The sequence below is a fragment of the Xanthobacter sp. SG618 genome (assembly GCF_012932745.1).
Lineage (GTDB): Bacteria > Pseudomonadota > Alphaproteobacteria > Rhizobiales > Xanthobacteraceae > Xanthobacter > Xanthobacter flavus.
Window position 1 is genome coordinate 173,702 of record NZ_JABBHL010000004.1, and the last position, 13,646, is coordinate 187,347.

At 68.3% G+C, this 13,646-nt stretch carries 15 protein-coding genes; 13 read left to right on the plus strand and 2 right to left on the minus strand.

What is annotated here, in order from left to right; all coding sequences use genetic code 11:
• The first annotated feature begins 37 nt into the window (after positions 1–37).
• From moxJ to FHT36_RS12860, 12 genes are all read left to right on the plus strand, one after another.
• Positions 38–997 (plus strand): methanol oxidation system protein MoxJ, encoded by a 960-nt coding sequence (gene moxJ / locus FHT36_RS12805; protein ID WP_169122885.1) that lies wholly within the window; start codon positions 38–40, stop codon positions 995–997.
• 47 nt (positions 998–1,044) lie between these two features.
• Entirely contained in the window at positions 1,045–1,647 is a 603-nt protein-coding gene (moxG, locus tag FHT36_RS12810; protein WP_169122886.1) for a cytochrome c(L), periplasmic, read from the plus strand.
• 34 nt (positions 1,648–1,681) lie between these two features.
• The gene (locus tag FHT36_RS12815; RefSeq protein WP_169123206.1) at positions 1,682–1,972 is read left to right on the plus strand and encodes a methanol dehydrogenase [cytochrome c] subunit; all 291 of its coding nucleotides are present in this window, start codon (positions 1,682–1,684) and stop codon (positions 1,970–1,972) included.
• Between the two features lie 169 nt (positions 1,973–2,141).
• Positions 2,142–3,173, plus strand: a complete 1,032-nt coding sequence (locus FHT36_RS12820) for a MoxR family ATPase (protein ID WP_169122887.1) — start codon at positions 2,142–2,144, stop codon at positions 3,171–3,173.
• Entirely contained in the window at positions 3,170–4,030 is an 861-nt protein-coding gene (locus FHT36_RS12825) for a DUF58 domain-containing protein (RefSeq protein WP_169122888.1), read from the plus strand. The genes FHT36_RS12820 and FHT36_RS12825 overlap by 4 nt, the downstream gene beginning before the upstream one ends.
• Before the next feature lie 70 nt (positions 4,031–4,100).
• Complete coding sequence (locus FHT36_RS12830; RefSeq protein WP_169122889.1) at positions 4,101–4,955, plus strand: nonribosomal peptide synthetase MxaA; 855 nt, start codon at positions 4,101–4,103, stop codon at positions 4,953–4,955.
• On the plus strand, positions 4,955–5,998 hold the full coding sequence (locus FHT36_RS12835) for a vWA domain-containing protein (RefSeq protein ID WP_169122890.1): 1,044 nt from the start codon (positions 4,955–4,957) through the stop codon (positions 5,996–5,998). Before FHT36_RS12830 ends, FHT36_RS12835 begins: the two co-directional genes overlap by 1 nt.
• The gene (locus FHT36_RS12840; protein ID WP_210257733.1) at positions 5,995–6,573 is read left to right on the plus strand and encodes a hypothetical protein; all 579 of its coding nucleotides are present in this window, start codon (positions 5,995–5,997) and stop codon (positions 6,571–6,573) included. Before FHT36_RS12835 ends, FHT36_RS12840 begins: the two co-directional genes overlap by 4 nt.
• Entirely contained in the window at positions 6,573–7,547 is a 975-nt protein-coding gene (locus FHT36_RS12845; RefSeq protein WP_169122891.1) for a vWA domain-containing protein, read from the plus strand. Before FHT36_RS12840 ends, FHT36_RS12845 begins: the two co-directional genes overlap by 1 nt.
• Positions 7,544–8,092, plus strand: coding sequence for an SRPBCC family protein (locus FHT36_RS12850; RefSeq protein ID WP_169122892.1), 549 nt, complete (start codon positions 7,544–7,546; stop codon positions 8,090–8,092). The genes FHT36_RS12845 and FHT36_RS12850 overlap by 4 nt, the downstream gene beginning before the upstream one ends.
• A 47-nt stretch (positions 8,093–8,139) precedes the next feature.
• Entirely contained in the window at positions 8,140–9,021 is an 882-nt protein-coding gene (locus tag FHT36_RS12855) for a YncE family protein (protein ID WP_169122893.1), read from the plus strand.
• 135 nt (positions 9,022–9,156) lie between these two features.
• Positions 9,157–9,951 (plus strand): DUF4239 domain-containing protein, encoded by a 795-nt coding sequence (locus FHT36_RS12860; RefSeq protein ID WP_169122894.1) that lies wholly within the window; start codon positions 9,157–9,159, stop codon positions 9,949–9,951.
• Positions 9,952–10,016: 65 nt separating this feature from the next.
• Here the strand turns inward: FHT36_RS12860 and FHT36_RS12865 are convergent, their stop codons facing one another.
• On the minus strand, positions 10,017–11,537 hold the full coding sequence (locus FHT36_RS12865) for an aldehyde dehydrogenase (RefSeq protein WP_169122895.1): 1,521 nt from the start codon (positions 11,535–11,537) through the stop codon (positions 10,017–10,019).
• Positions 11,538–11,556: 19 nt separating this feature from the next.
• The gene (locus FHT36_RS12870) at positions 11,557–12,204 is read right to left on the minus strand and encodes a GntR family transcriptional regulator (protein WP_169122896.1); all 648 of its coding nucleotides are present in this window, start codon (positions 12,202–12,204) and stop codon (positions 11,557–11,559) included.
• 183 nt (positions 12,205–12,387) lie between these two features.
• Between FHT36_RS12870 and FHT36_RS12875 the strand changes: the two genes are divergently transcribed.
• On the plus strand, positions 12,388–13,638 hold the full coding sequence (locus tag FHT36_RS12875) for an ABC transporter substrate-binding protein (RefSeq protein WP_169122897.1): 1,251 nt from the start codon (positions 12,388–12,390) through the stop codon (positions 13,636–13,638).
• The last annotated feature ends 8 nt before the right edge of the window (positions 13,639–13,646 follow it).

The window sequence follows — 13,646 nt, forward strand, 5'->3', positions numbered from 1 at the left end:
GGCGCGACCGGACGCGAACCAGACGGAGGCCGAACCGATGACCTGTTCTGCGAGCACACCCGCGCGCCACGCCGCGACGTCCGCCACCAGCCATTTCGTCGCCGGAGCCCTTCTCGCCGGGACGCTGGCTCTCTTCGCCGTGCCGGCGCTCGCCCAGACGGCGGAATCCGGCAAGATGTCGCCGCAGACAGCCGCCGGGGGTTCGGCCGCGCCGGCGCAGGCCGCGACGCCGCCCGATCCCTCGATCCTGCGCGTCTGCGCCTCAGAGGTGGAAGCCCCGTTCTCGCAGAAGGACGGCAAGGGCTTCGAGAACCGCATTGCCGGGGTGCTGGCACAGGCCATGGGCCGCAAGGCCGTCTTCGTCTGGACCTCCAAGCCCGCCATCTACCAGGTGCGCGACCAGCTCGACGCCAAGCTCTGCGACGTGGTGATGGGCGTCGACACGGGCGACGCGCGGGTGCTCAGCTCCAAGCCCTATTACCGCACGTCCTATGTGCTGGTGACGAAGGCCGACCGCAACATCACCGCCGCCGACTGGAACGATCCGCAGGTCAAGGCGCTCAACCGCTTCGTCGTCCGCTTCTACTCTCCCGGCGAGACGGTGCTGAAGCGCCTCGGCAAGTATGAGGACAATGCCGCCTATCTCTATAGCCTCGTGAACTTCCGCTCGCCGCGGAACCAGTATGTGCAGGTGCCGGGCGAGCGCGTGATCTCCGAGGTCGCCAACGGCGAGGCCGACATCGCCTTCGCCTTCGCTCCGGAAGTGGCGCGCTATGTGAAGTCCTCGCAGGTGCCGCTGCGCATGAGCCTTGCCGGCAACTCCGTCACCAAGTTCGACGGCACCGAGATGCCCCTCCACTACGACCAGTCCGTCGCCGTGCGGCTTGGCGACACGGCGCTTCTCGCCGAGATCGACGCGGCGCTGGTGAAGGCCCGGCCGCAGATCGACGAGATCCTGGCCGACGAGGGGATTCCCCTGCTCAAGCCCAATTCCTGACCCGGCCCAGAGCCGTCTTTTCCATCGGAATTTTTCTGGAAGGTCCAATGCAAAGCCGTTTTCTGTCGCGGGGCGTCAAGGCCCTCCTCGCCGTCGCGTTCGTGTCCGGCTTCGCGCTCGCCGCGCAGGCCACACTCAACTTCACCAATACGGTGACCGGCCAGCCCCTCGATCTGTCAGATGCGCCGACCGAGGGGCGCGATACGGAAGCGGTGAAGAAGTTCCTCGCGACCGGCGTCAACATTTACGTGGAGAATGCCACCTGCCTACCAAAGGGCAAGGATCTGTTCCTCTCCATGTGCTCGGGCTGCCACGGCCATTACGGCGAGGGCAAGATCGGCCCCGGCCTCAACGACAGCTACTGGACCTACCCGAAGAACATGACCGACCAGGGCCTGTTCGAGACCATCTTCGGCGGGGCACAGGGGCAGATGGGTCCCATGTATGGCGCGTTAAATCTCGACGAGATGCTGCTGGTGATGGCCTGGGTACGCCACGTCTACAAGGACGATCCCAACGACGCGGTGTGGCTGACCCCGGCCCAGCGCGCGGCCTTCAAGCGCTTCAACGAAAAGGAAGATCAAACGCCGGATCTCGACAAGGCGCCGGTGTGCAAGGCGACGGCCGCGACCGCGGCCGGAAGCAAGTGAGAAGGGAGGACAACAGATGAAGCATAAGGTTCGCATGTCCGTGCTCGCCGCCGCCGCCGCTTTCGCGGTCACGGCCCTCGCTGCCGGCGGTGCCGCCGCCTATGACGGCACCAACTGCAGGGCGCCCGGCAATTGCTGGGAGCCGAAGCCCGGCTACCCCGACAAGGTCGCCGGCAGCAAGTACGACCCCAAGCACAACCCGGCAGAGCTGGCGAAGCAGGGCGAGTCCATCACCCAGATGGAAGAGCGCAACAAGAAGCGCGTCGACTATTTCCAGAAGACCGGCCAGTTCGTCTACGACGTGAGCAAGATCCCGTCCAATTGATACGGCCTTTCCCGACCCCCACCAGCAAGGCTGAGCCTTCAGCAAAGCCGGGCAATCCTCCGATGGATGGTGGGCAACTGGCGCGGCCGCTCGGGACCTCCGCGCGGGACCAAAATCCCCCGCTCCCGTCGGCTGCGCCTTTCTTGCCGCAAGGCCAAGGGGACGTCTGATGCACGCCATCGCCGATCCGGACGGCGCGCTCGCCCAGTGGCGCGCCCGCGCCCTCGATTTCGAACGGGCGGTCGGGCGCATCGTGCTCGGTCAGGAGCGGGTCATCCGCCTCCTGACCATCGCGGTGTTTGCCCGCGGCCACGTGCTGCTGGAAGGCGACGTCGGCGTCGGCAAGACCACGCTGCTGCGCGCGCTCGCTCGCGCCATCGGCGGCGCCTATGAGCGGGTGGAAGGCACCATCGACCTCATGCCGGCCGACCTCGTCTATGACGCCCGCGTCGGCGAGGACGGACGCCCAAGGGTCGATCCCGGCCCTTTGCTGCGCCGGGGGCCGGAGCTCTCCGTCTTCTTCTTCAACGAGATCAACAGGGCGCGGCCGCAGGTCCACGCCATGCTGCTCAGGCTGATGGCCGAGCGCACCGTCTCCGCCTTCGGGCGCGAATACATCTTCCCCTTCCTCCAGGTGTTCGCCGACCGCAACCGGGTGGAACGGGAGGAGACATTTGAGCTGCCCGCCGCCGCCCGCGACCGCTTCTTCATGGAAGTGCAGGTGAAAGCGCCGGAGGACTTCGCCGCCCGCCGCGCACTGGTGTTCGATCCCCGCTTCCACGACACCGACCTGCTGATCGCGGAGGTTCCGGAGGCGATCATCGACTACCGGAGCCTCGATCAGGTCTCCCGCGAGATCCAGAGCGCCATCCCCGCCAGCGACGCCATCGTCGCCTATACGATCGCGCTGTGGGATGCGATCCGCACCCCCGACAAGGCCGGCATTGCCCTTCCCGGCGTGCGGATGGATCGCCTCGTTCAGGGCGGCGGTAGCCCGCGCGGCATGTCCTACCTCATCCGTGCCGCGCGCGTCCGCGCCTGGCTGGAGGGGCGGGCTATCATCGTTCCAGAGGATCTGCGCGCCGTCTTCCCGGAGGTGATGGCGCATCGCATCTTCTTCGACCCGGTCTACGAGATGCGGCGAGAGGAGATCTCAGCCGATCTCTGCCGCGCCGCCTTCGCCACGGTGCCCGCGCCATGACCGGGGAGCCCGAAGGGGAATACGGCGGCAATGTCGTGCCTTATCGCCTCAAGTGGCGCCCGCGCGGGGTGCGGCCCGGCGCGCACCCGGGCCAGGGCGACGGCGGCGACGGCACCTTCCGCACCCTCGTGCCGCTGGTGGCGCGGCCGGATCCGCGCCGCATTGACCTGCGCGCCTCGCTGCGCGACCCGTTCGAGGGCGTGCATGTGCGCACCTTCGCCCCCCGACGCGCCACGACGGTCGCGGTGCTCACCGATCTATCCGGCTCCATGGGCTTTGATGGGACAGGCGCGGAGGTCGCGCGCCTCGCCGCCACACTCGCCGCTTCGGCCGCCGCGACGGGGGATGAATTCACCCTCATCGGCGCCGGTGGCGACCTGCGGGAGGACGCCTTCATTCCCGCCACGCGACGCCGGGGGCTCGGCCCGCAGGTGGCGGCGGTCATCTCGGACGCGGCGCCGTCCGGGACGAGCACCCGGGGCCTCGCCACCGCAGCCGAGCGCCTGCCGCGGCGGCGCTGCCTCGTCTTTCTCGTCTCCGACTTCCTCATGCCCGAAGCCGATCTCGACCTGGCTCTCGACGCCCTGTGGCGGCACGATGTAGTGCCGGTGCTGGTGCGCGACAGCCGCTCCGAAGGCGACGTTCCGGCCTGGGGTCTGATGGAAATCGCCGATGCGGAGACCGGCGGGCGCCGGCTCGTGTTCATGCGCCCAGGCCTGAGGGCAAGGTGGCAGGCGACGGCGCGGGACAGGATCGCCGCCCTGGAGGCCCGCTTCGTCACGCGCGGATACGCGCCCTTCCACCTCGTGAACCGGTTCGATGCAGATGCGCTGGTCGCGTTCCTTGCCAGCCGTTAGGCCCTGCCGCAGGGCAACCCTGGCGCTCGTCGGCGCGCTGCTCGCAGGCGCGCCCGCCCAGGCGGCGGGAGTGGACCTCTACGCACCGCGCGCCTTCGGCTATCTCATCGGCGACACCATCACGCTGGAAGCGGTCGTGACCCTCGATGCCGGCTGGCGGCTCGACGAAAGTGCCCTGCCCCGTCCCCGCCCCGTTACCTACTGGCTCGACCTGAAGCGCCTCGACGTAAAGCCGGAGACCGCGTCGGACGGCGCCCCGCGCTATCGCCTCACGCTCACCTACCAGACCTTCTATTCCCCGCTGGAACCGCGTGCGCTGGACATCCCCGCAGTGCCGCTCGCCGCGCGCGACGGCGACGCGCGGCAGACGCTGACCATCCCGGCCTGGACCTTCGTTTCCTCGCCTTTGCGCGAGTTGGTCGCCAGCCAGCGGGGCAACCCCATGGCGCTCCAGCCGGATATCCGCCCCCGCCCCTACCCCCTCGCCGGAGACGCGCGGCTCGCCGCTGTGGCGGCAGCCATGGCCGCGGCGAGCCTCCTCGCCTTCGCGGCGGCTTCGGGCTGGGGGCCGTTCGCCGGCAGGCACCGCCCTTTCGCGACCGCTCTGCGCCACATGCGGAGGCTTCCCGACCTCGACGCACAGCTCGGCTACGAGGATGCCCTCCAGCTCCTTCACCGTGCCTTCGACGATGCGGCGGGGTACCGGCTGTTCGGCGAGGATTTGCCCGCCTTCCTCGCGGCGAGGCCCGCACTCACCGGCGAGGCCGAGGCCATAGACCGCTTTTTTACCGCCTCCCGCCTCGCCTTCTTCGGTGATGCGCCCGAGACGGCCATGGCCTTGCTGCCGCCAGAAGCGCTCATCGATCTCGCCCGCCGACTCGCCGCGACCGAGCGGCGGAGCGGCGTCCGGAAGGAGGCCGCGTGATGTTCGGCCTCGATGTGGACCACCCTGCATTCCTTTTCCTGCTTCTCCTGGCCCTTCTGCCGCTCGCGACATCGCCCCTGCACGGAACGCCTCTGCCGGCGGTGTCGCTGGTGCCGCGCGATGGGTTTTCCATCGCGGTTTCCCTCGGCATCAGGCTCGCCGGCGCGCTCGCCTTTGCCGCACTGGTGCTCGGCCTCGCGGGGCTGAACCTGAAGGCGCGGGAGGTCGAGCGCATCGGCTCCGGCGCCAACCTGATGCTGCTCATCGACCGCTCGGCCAGCATGGACAACACCTTCGCCGATCGGGCGCCGGGCGCCGGGGAGGAATCGAAGTCCGCCGCCGCCAAGCGCCTGCTCACGGAGTTTCTCGGCCGCCGCCCGCGGGATCGCATCGGCATCGCCGCCTTCTCCACATCGCCCATCCCGGTGCTGCCGCTGACCGACCACCACGAGGCGGTGGCCGCGGCGGTGGCTGCCATCGACCGGCCGGGCCTCGCCTTGACCGACGTGGGGCGCGGCCTTGCCCTCGCACTCGACAGCTTCGACGCATCTGCGGCTTCCGGCGGCTCACGCGCCGTTCTGCTGGTGTCGGACGGTGCGGCCGTCATCGATCCCCGAGTGCAGGCCGCGCTGCGCGATTCCCTGAAGCGCTCGCCGGTGCGGCTCTACTGGCTCTTCCTGCGCACCGTTGGCTCGCCCGGCATTTTCGACAAGCCGCGCGTTCCCGGCGAGGACACGCCGCAGGCCATGCCGGAACGGCACCTCAATCTCTTCCTCGCCAGCCTCGGCGTGCCCTATCGCGCCTTCGAAGCCGGTAGCCCACAGGCTGTGGCCGACGCCATCGCGGAGATCGACCGGCAGGAGAGCCAGCCCATCCCCTATCTGGAACGCATCCCGCGCCGCGACCTCGCCCGCCCGTGCTACGCCGTCGCAGCCGCGGCGTGCGCGCTGCTGCTGGCCGCCCGCCTCGCAGAACGTGGCCTCGGCGCACGGCGAAGCGCCGGTTCCGATCTGACGGGTATCAACACGCGGAGGGCGGCATGAAGCTGCCCCTGCCCCGCGTGAGCCTCCGCCGCATTGTCGCACTGGCCTCCCTCGTGGTGCTGACCGTGGCGCTGGCGGCGCTGGCCATGACGGGCATCCGCATGGCCCTCCACGCCAAAGCCAACCGCACGATCGCGGGGCTCGCTGCCGGCCGCGATCTGCCGGTCGAACTCGACGCACCCGATCGACTGCTCATGGCCCGCGCACACTTCCTCATGATCCGCGACCGGCTGGACGAGGCGCAGCCGCTCGTGGACCGGCTCGCGGCGGACCGCAGCCCGCTGGCGGTGGCCGCGCTCTACGATCTCGCCAATGCACGCCTCGCCACCGCCATCTCGTTTCTGGAGCGCACGGAGATCGACCCCGCCGTGCCGCAGGTGCGCCTCGCCAAGGCCGGCTATCGCGCGGCGCTGGTGCGCGCGCCGGACTTCTGGGACGCCAAGTACAATCTCGACATCGCCATGCGCCTCGTGCGCGACTTCCCGCAGATCGAGCAGGACCAACAGGACGAGGCACAGGAGACGCCGAAACGCCTCTGGACCGACCTTCCCGGCCTGCCCAAGGGACTGCCGTGATGGGGCGACCGGACGCCCGCACGCTCGTCCTCGCCGCGGCATTTCTTCTGGCGCTGGCGGCCATCGTCGCGCCGCAGCTCCAACGGCCGACCGATGCCTACCGGCTGCTGGCAGTGGTGGACATTACCGGCTCCATGAATGTGCGTGACTACAGCTTCGAGGGCCGCCCGGCCTCGCGGCTCGACACCGTAAAGCGTACCCTCAGCGGCCTCGCCGCCCGGCTGCCGTGCGGCTCGCGCATGGGACTGGGCATCTTCACCGAGCGGCGCACCTATCTGCTGTTCGAGCCGGTCGAGGTCTGCACCGCCTTTGCCCCGCTCGAGGGCGCCATCGGCGCGCTCAACTGGCGGATGGCGTGGGAGGGCGACAGCTACATCTATTCCGGCCTCTATTCGGCCGTCGACCTCGCCGGGCCGCTCGACGCCGACCTCATTTTCCTCACCGACGGACAGGAGGCGCCGCCCCTGCCGGCCTCGGGCGCGCCTGCCTTTGCCGGCGAGCGGGGCAAGGTGCGCGGCTTGGTCGTCGGCGTCGGCGGCATCGAGCCGGCACCCATCCCCAAGTTCGACCGGGACGGGCGGGAAATCGGCTTCTACGCCATGACCGACGTGCCGCAGGAGAACCGCCACGGCCTGCCGCCCACCGGCTCCGAGCAGCGGGAGGGCTGGCACCCGCGCAACGCCCCGTGGGGCGCCGACGAGGCGGCCGGGCAGGAACATCTCAGCGCCGTCCGCACCGACCACCTCAAGGATCTCGCCGAAGCGACGGGCCTGACCTATGCCCCGCTGGCCGATGCCGGGACCCTCGCCGCCGAAGTCAAGGCATCGGCCCGCCCCCATCCGGTCGCTGGCACCATGGACACCGCGCCGCTGCCGGCCGCGCTCGCCTTGCTGCTGCTCGCCGGGCTCTACCTCGCCCAATTATGGGACCGGCGCCCTCTTTTCCTGCGCAACCGAAGGATTTCCGCTTCATGATCTTTGCCTGTCTATCCCGTCGCGCCCTCCTGTCCTCCCTCGGCGTCTTCCTCGCGCTTGCTGCGCCCGCACAGGCCCACGGACCGACTCCGCAGAAAGCCGAGGCCAAGGCCACCATTGCCGCGACGCCCGACGCCGTGTGGAAGATCGCCGGCGACTTCGCCGGCATCGGGGGCTGGCACCCCATGGTGAAGGCGGTGCGGGCCAAGGGCGGCAATGCGGCCGGCGCGGAGCGCGTGCTGGTGCTGGAAAAGGGCGAGATCACCGACGGGCTCGACGACGTGGACGCGGCCCAGCGCAGCCTTTCCTGGCGGCTCAACACCGAAAATGTGGAGGCGCTGCCGGTGAGCTTCTACACCATCACGCTCAGCGTGAACGATGCCGGCGGCGGCAAGAGCGAGGTGGTGATGGCCGGCCGCTTCTATCGCGGCGACACCTCCAACTTCCCACCCGACGAACTCAATGATGAAGCCGCCGTCGCCGCCATGACGGCGTTCTTCGAGGCCGGCGTCAACGGGCTCAAGGCGAAGGCCGAAGGCAAGTGAGATGGGCCACCGCGCTCGCGGTTCTGGCCCTGGCCTGGAGTGCGCCGGTGACCGCCGGCACGCTGCTGGCACTGTGCCAGGGCGCGGCGGAGGTGGACGTGATCGACACGGCATCCGCCGTGGTTTCGGCCCGGGTGAAGGTGGACAAGGTGCCGGCCGGGATCGCGATTTCTTCTGACGGCACAGCCGCTTACATCACCCATCCGGATATCGGGCTTCTCACCCGCCTCGATATCAAGACACGGACGGTCGCAGCCACGGCACATATCGGGGGCCAGCCGTTCGGCATCGCGGCGGCGCCGGAGGGCGGGGTGATTTATGTAAGTGACTGGTCTGGCGACAGAATTCTGCGCATTGACGCCCGCAGCCTTGCCGTCACCAGTACCCTTGCCGTGGGGCGGTCGCCGGCCCATCTCGCCATCGATCCTGACGGGCGCACGCTCTACAGCGCCGATCGGGAGAGCGACGAAGTGAGCATTATCAATACCTTAGACTTCATCCGCACGGCCGTCGTCCCGGTCGGACGGGCACCTTATGCGCTGGATGCCTCCCATCCGGAGCTGGTGGCGGTGGCGGATGTGCGGAGTGGGGATATCGCACTGATAAATAAGGACAAACACGATGTCCGGCGCATCGGCGGGATGAAGATGCCCTATGGCGTCGCGTTCGTGCCCGGCCGGGGGCTGCTGCTGGCGACGGACCAGCAGGCGGGCACCCTCGATATCATTGATATTGCGACAGAAACCATCATCAAGCGAGTCCGCCTGGGCGGCTCCCCGGAGGAGGTGGTGGTGGATACGGCGGCGGGGCGCGCCTACGTCGCCGAATGGTTCGCCAACCGCGTAACTGCTTTGAATCTCGATGATTTTTCCATCGTGACCCGCACGCCGGTCTGCGACGGTCCGCGCGTGATGGCTGTGGTGCCCTGAACCGAACCGGCACGGCCGGATTCGGCTCCCTTTCACCACCGGAATCGGTATGTTCAGGTCGGTGTCAGCGGGGCAGTTAGCGCACGAGTCCGGTTCTCGGGCCAGACCCCGCCCGGAACGGATGAAGAGTCGCACATGAACGCCTGGGTTGCATCCGCGGTTGCATTCGTCACGATGGCCGTCGCGATGGCGGTGGGCATGGCCATCGGGAGCCGGCTGTCGGAGACGCGCTACGAGGATGGCTCGGTCAAGAACCTGCGCACCAGCGTCGCCATCATCGCCACCATGTCGTCCTTGCTGCTGGGCCTGATGGTGAACTCGGCCCGCTACAATTTCAGCGACGCCTATTCCGACGTGCAGAAATACGCGGCCGTGCTGCAGATCACCGATCTCAATTTGCTGAGCTTCGGCGCGCCGGCCTGCCCGCTCCGGGGCGACCTTCAGGCCTATGCGCGCCAGCTGGTGGCGGAGACCTGGACCAGCGGGGATGACGAAGCCTCGTCCGGCGCCGCGCAGGTCTCGGCTCTGGCGGCGCTGCTCAAGTTCGATACGGGCATCCGGAACCTCAAGGCCGGGACCTCCGACCAGCAGGACGTGCGCAGCACCCTGCTCGGCCTGTCGCGGCAATTGGTGGAATATCGGTGGAAGGTCACGGGCGTCGCCCGCACCGCCACGCCGGTCACCTTCATCTTCGTGGTCATCTGCTGGTTCGCGCTGATTTTCCTCTATTCCGGCGTGTTCGCGCCGCGCAACGCGCTGGTGTTGACGGGCCATGCGCTGGGCATGGTGGGCATCTCCGCCGCCATCTTCCTGGTGATGGAGATGGGCCAGCCCTTCACCGGCCCCATCAAGGTGTCGCCGGCCCCTGTCGAGAGGCTGCTGCTGCGCATGCAGGCGCAGCCGTGCCCGGCGGTGGCGCCGCAGGGCTGAAACGGCGACGGCCGGATCGCGCAAAGCACGACCCGGCCGCCGTAAACCCCTGAGGGCAACCCCGATCAGTTGAGGCGCGGCTGCTGCGACGTGCCCTTGTACCAGTCGAATGGCTTGCCCTCGGTGGAGAGCATCACCGACTTCACGTCGAAATGGTCGTTGAAGCTCTCGATGCCGAACTCCCGGCCGATGCCGCTGTCGTCCACGCCGCCCCACGGCGAGGCGGGGTCCAGGCGGTGGTGGTCGTTGATCCAAACGATGCCGGCCTTCACCTTCGCCGCCACGCGATGGGCGCGGTGCACGTCGCGGGTGCGGATGGCGGCGGCGAGGCCGAACGGGCTGTCATTGGCGATGGCCAGCGCCTCCTCCTCCGTCTCGAAGGGGATCACCACCGTGAAGGGGCCGAACACCTCCTCGCGGGCGATACGCATGTGAGGGGCCACATCGGCGAACACGGTGGGCTCCACGAAGAAGCCGTTCTCGTGGCCCGCCACGATGCGCCGCTGGCCGCCGGCCACGAGGCGGGCGCCATCGTCATGGCCCGCCTGCACGAAGGAGAGCACGCGGTCGAGCTGGCGCTGGGAGACCACCGGGCCGAGCTGGGTCTCGGGATCGCGCGGATCGCCGATGCGGATGGCCTTGGTCTTGACGGCGAGGCGCTCCACGAACTCGTCATAGATGGTCTTCTGCACGATGTGCCGGGCGGCGCAGACGCAGGTCTGGCCCGCACCCACGAAGGCGCCGAAGGCGGCATAGTTCACCGCCTGCTCCACATCGTAATCGTCGAACACCATCACCGGCGTCTTGCCGCCCAGCTCCAGCGTCTGATGGGCGAAGACCTTCGCCGCCGCGGAGCCGGCGATGCGGCCGGCTTCGGTGCCGCCGGTGAGCACCAGCTTGTTGATGTCGTGATGCTCGGCGAGGAAGCGGCCGGAATTGCCGCCGATGCCGTTCACCACATTGAACACGCCGGGCGGCAGGCCGTTGTCGCTCATCAGCTTGGCGAGGCGGAGCGTGGTGAGGGGGGTGTATTCGGAGGGCTTCACCACCGTGGTGCAGCCGGAGGCGAGCACCGCCGCCAGCGACTTGCACAGGATCATCAGCGGGTGGTTGAAGGGCGTGCAATTGGCCACCACGCCGATGGGCGTGCGGCGGGTGTAGTTGAGATAATTGCCTTCCACCGGGATCACGTCGTCGCGGCGGGCGAGCGCGAGGCCGCCGAAATAGCGCAGGAAGTCCGGCAGGCGGCCGAGCTGGGCACGGGTCTCGTTCACCGGCCGGCCGTTATTCTGGGTCTCGAGCTGGTACAGCTCCGGCAGCGCGGCCTCGAAGGCGTCGGCGATGCGGTTGATGAGCTTCACCCGCTCGCGGATGGCCATGCCGCCCCAGGCATCGCCATTGAAGGCGGCGCGGGCGCTCTTGACCGCCGCATCCACGTCCTCGCGGGTGCTGTCGGGAATGGTGGCGATGACGGCGCCGGTGGCGGGATTCCTCACCTCCACCGAGCCGCCGCCGATGCTTTCCACCTCGCGGCCGTCGATGAAATTGCCGCGCGCCGCGATGGCGATCTCGGCTTTGGCGTTCATGGCGTTTCTCCGGTTTTTCTCAAAGGACGACGGCGTGGCGCGACAGGGCCGCGACCACCCGTTTCTCGGCATCGGCGATATGGTCCCGCAACAGGCGGGCGGCCTTGCGGCCATCGCGGGATTGCAGCGCCTCGATGATGGCGCCGTGCTCGGCGATCAGCCGATCGGGGTCGCGCCCCTGCATGGTGCCGATGCTGACCAGCACCAGCCGGTCGGCCTGCGCCACCAGATCCACCACCTCTTCCCGCATCCGCCGGTGCGGCGAGCACATGGCCACCGCCACGTGGAAGGCGCGGTTGTAGCGGATGAAATCCGACTTCTCGGGATCGAAGGTGCGGAAGGCGTCCAGCGCCGCCAGCGCGGCGTCCGGCGCGTGGCGGGCGGCATCGGCCGCGCAGGCCGGCTCCATCACCTCGCGAAAGCGGAAGATGTCCCGCGCATCGGCCAGCGATACCGGGTTCACCCGGTAGCCCTGGCGCGGCAGCACGGTGATGAGGCGCTCCTGCTCCAGCCGCAGCAGTGCCTCGCGCACGGGCTGCTTGCTCACCTCGAAGCGGCCGGCCAGCTCCTGCTCGCGCAGCTCCTCGCCGGGCTGGAGATGGCAGCCGAGAATCTCGTCCTTCAGCCGCGCATAGACCGCGTCCCGCAGCAGGCCGGAGCCCCCCATGGCCTTATCAGAGGCGATATTTTGATCAATCAACATATTTCATGCTCTGACGAACTGGCGGCATCCTGAAGGAGTTATAACGACAAAACAACGGAAAATTAGCCCTTGACGGCGGTTTTGGGTTCTGCGTGAAATATCACGACAAAAAATTTAGCCGTCAAGAGCATCTCAGGGAGAGCAAAAATGCCCATACTCACCAAGCGCACCGTCGCCTGTTCGTGGCTCGCCGCGACGGCGTTGTCGGCGCTCGCGGCCCTGCCCGCGGCGGCGCAGCAGCCGCCCATCAAGGTCGGCTTCATGACCGTGCGCTCCGGCGCGCTTGCCGCCGGCGGGAAGCAGATGGAGCAGGGCATGGAATATTGCCTTGCCGAGCGGAACGGCATGATGGGCGGCCGCAAGGTTGAGCTCATCACGGTGGACACCGCCGGCCAGCCCGCCACCACCAAGACCCGCGCCCAGGAGCTGGTGGAACGCGAGCGCGTCAACGCCATCATCGGCCCGCTCGCCGCCTTCGAGGCGCTGGCCATCGACGATTACATCCGCCAGGTGGGCGTGCCGGTGATCTCGCCCTCGGCGGCGGCTGAGGACCTCACCCAGCGCAAGCAGAACCCGTGGTTCGTGCGCGCCGTGGGCACCTCGGCCCAGGCGAACCATGCGCTCGGCGAATATGCCGCCAAGGATCTCAAGCTGAAGCGCGTCGTCACCATCGGCGACGACTTCGCCTTCGGCCATGAAGCCACCGCCGGCTTCCAGCGCGCCTTCGAGGACAATGGCGGCAAGGTGGTGCAGAAGCTCTGGCCGCCGCTCAACGTCGCCGATTACGGCAGCTACATCAGCCAGATCCGCACCGACGTGGACGCCGTCTACGCCGCCTTCGCCGGCGGCAACGGCCTGCGCTTCCTCCAGCAATATGCCGAGTATGGCGCGCCGGTGAAGGTGATCGCGCAGATGACCACCGTGGACGAGGGCATCCTCAAGTCCATGGGCAAGGAAGCCGTCGGGGTCATCTCCTCCGGCTGGTACACGGCAACCCAGGACGTGCCCGGCAACAAGGAATTCGCCGCCGGCATCCGCGCCAAGTACGGCGCCGATCCCGGCTACTACACCGCCGGCGCCTATGCGGCCTGCGCCTTCCTCGATGCGGCCGTGAAGGCCGTCGACGGCAAGGTGGAGGACAAGCAGGCGCTGATGAAGGCGCTGCGGTCGGTGAAGCTGGAGAAGGGACCGTATGGCGAGGTGACCCTCGACGAATACGGCAACCCCATCATGAACGTCACCATCCGCAAGACCGAGGAGAAGGACGGCCGGCTGCAGAACGTCGTCATCAAGACCTATCCGAAGGTGACGCAGTTCTGGATCTACGATCCCAAGGCCTTCCTCGCCGATCCCGTCTACAGCCGCGACTACCCGCCGGCGAAGAATCTGGGGCAGTGAGTTCGGGA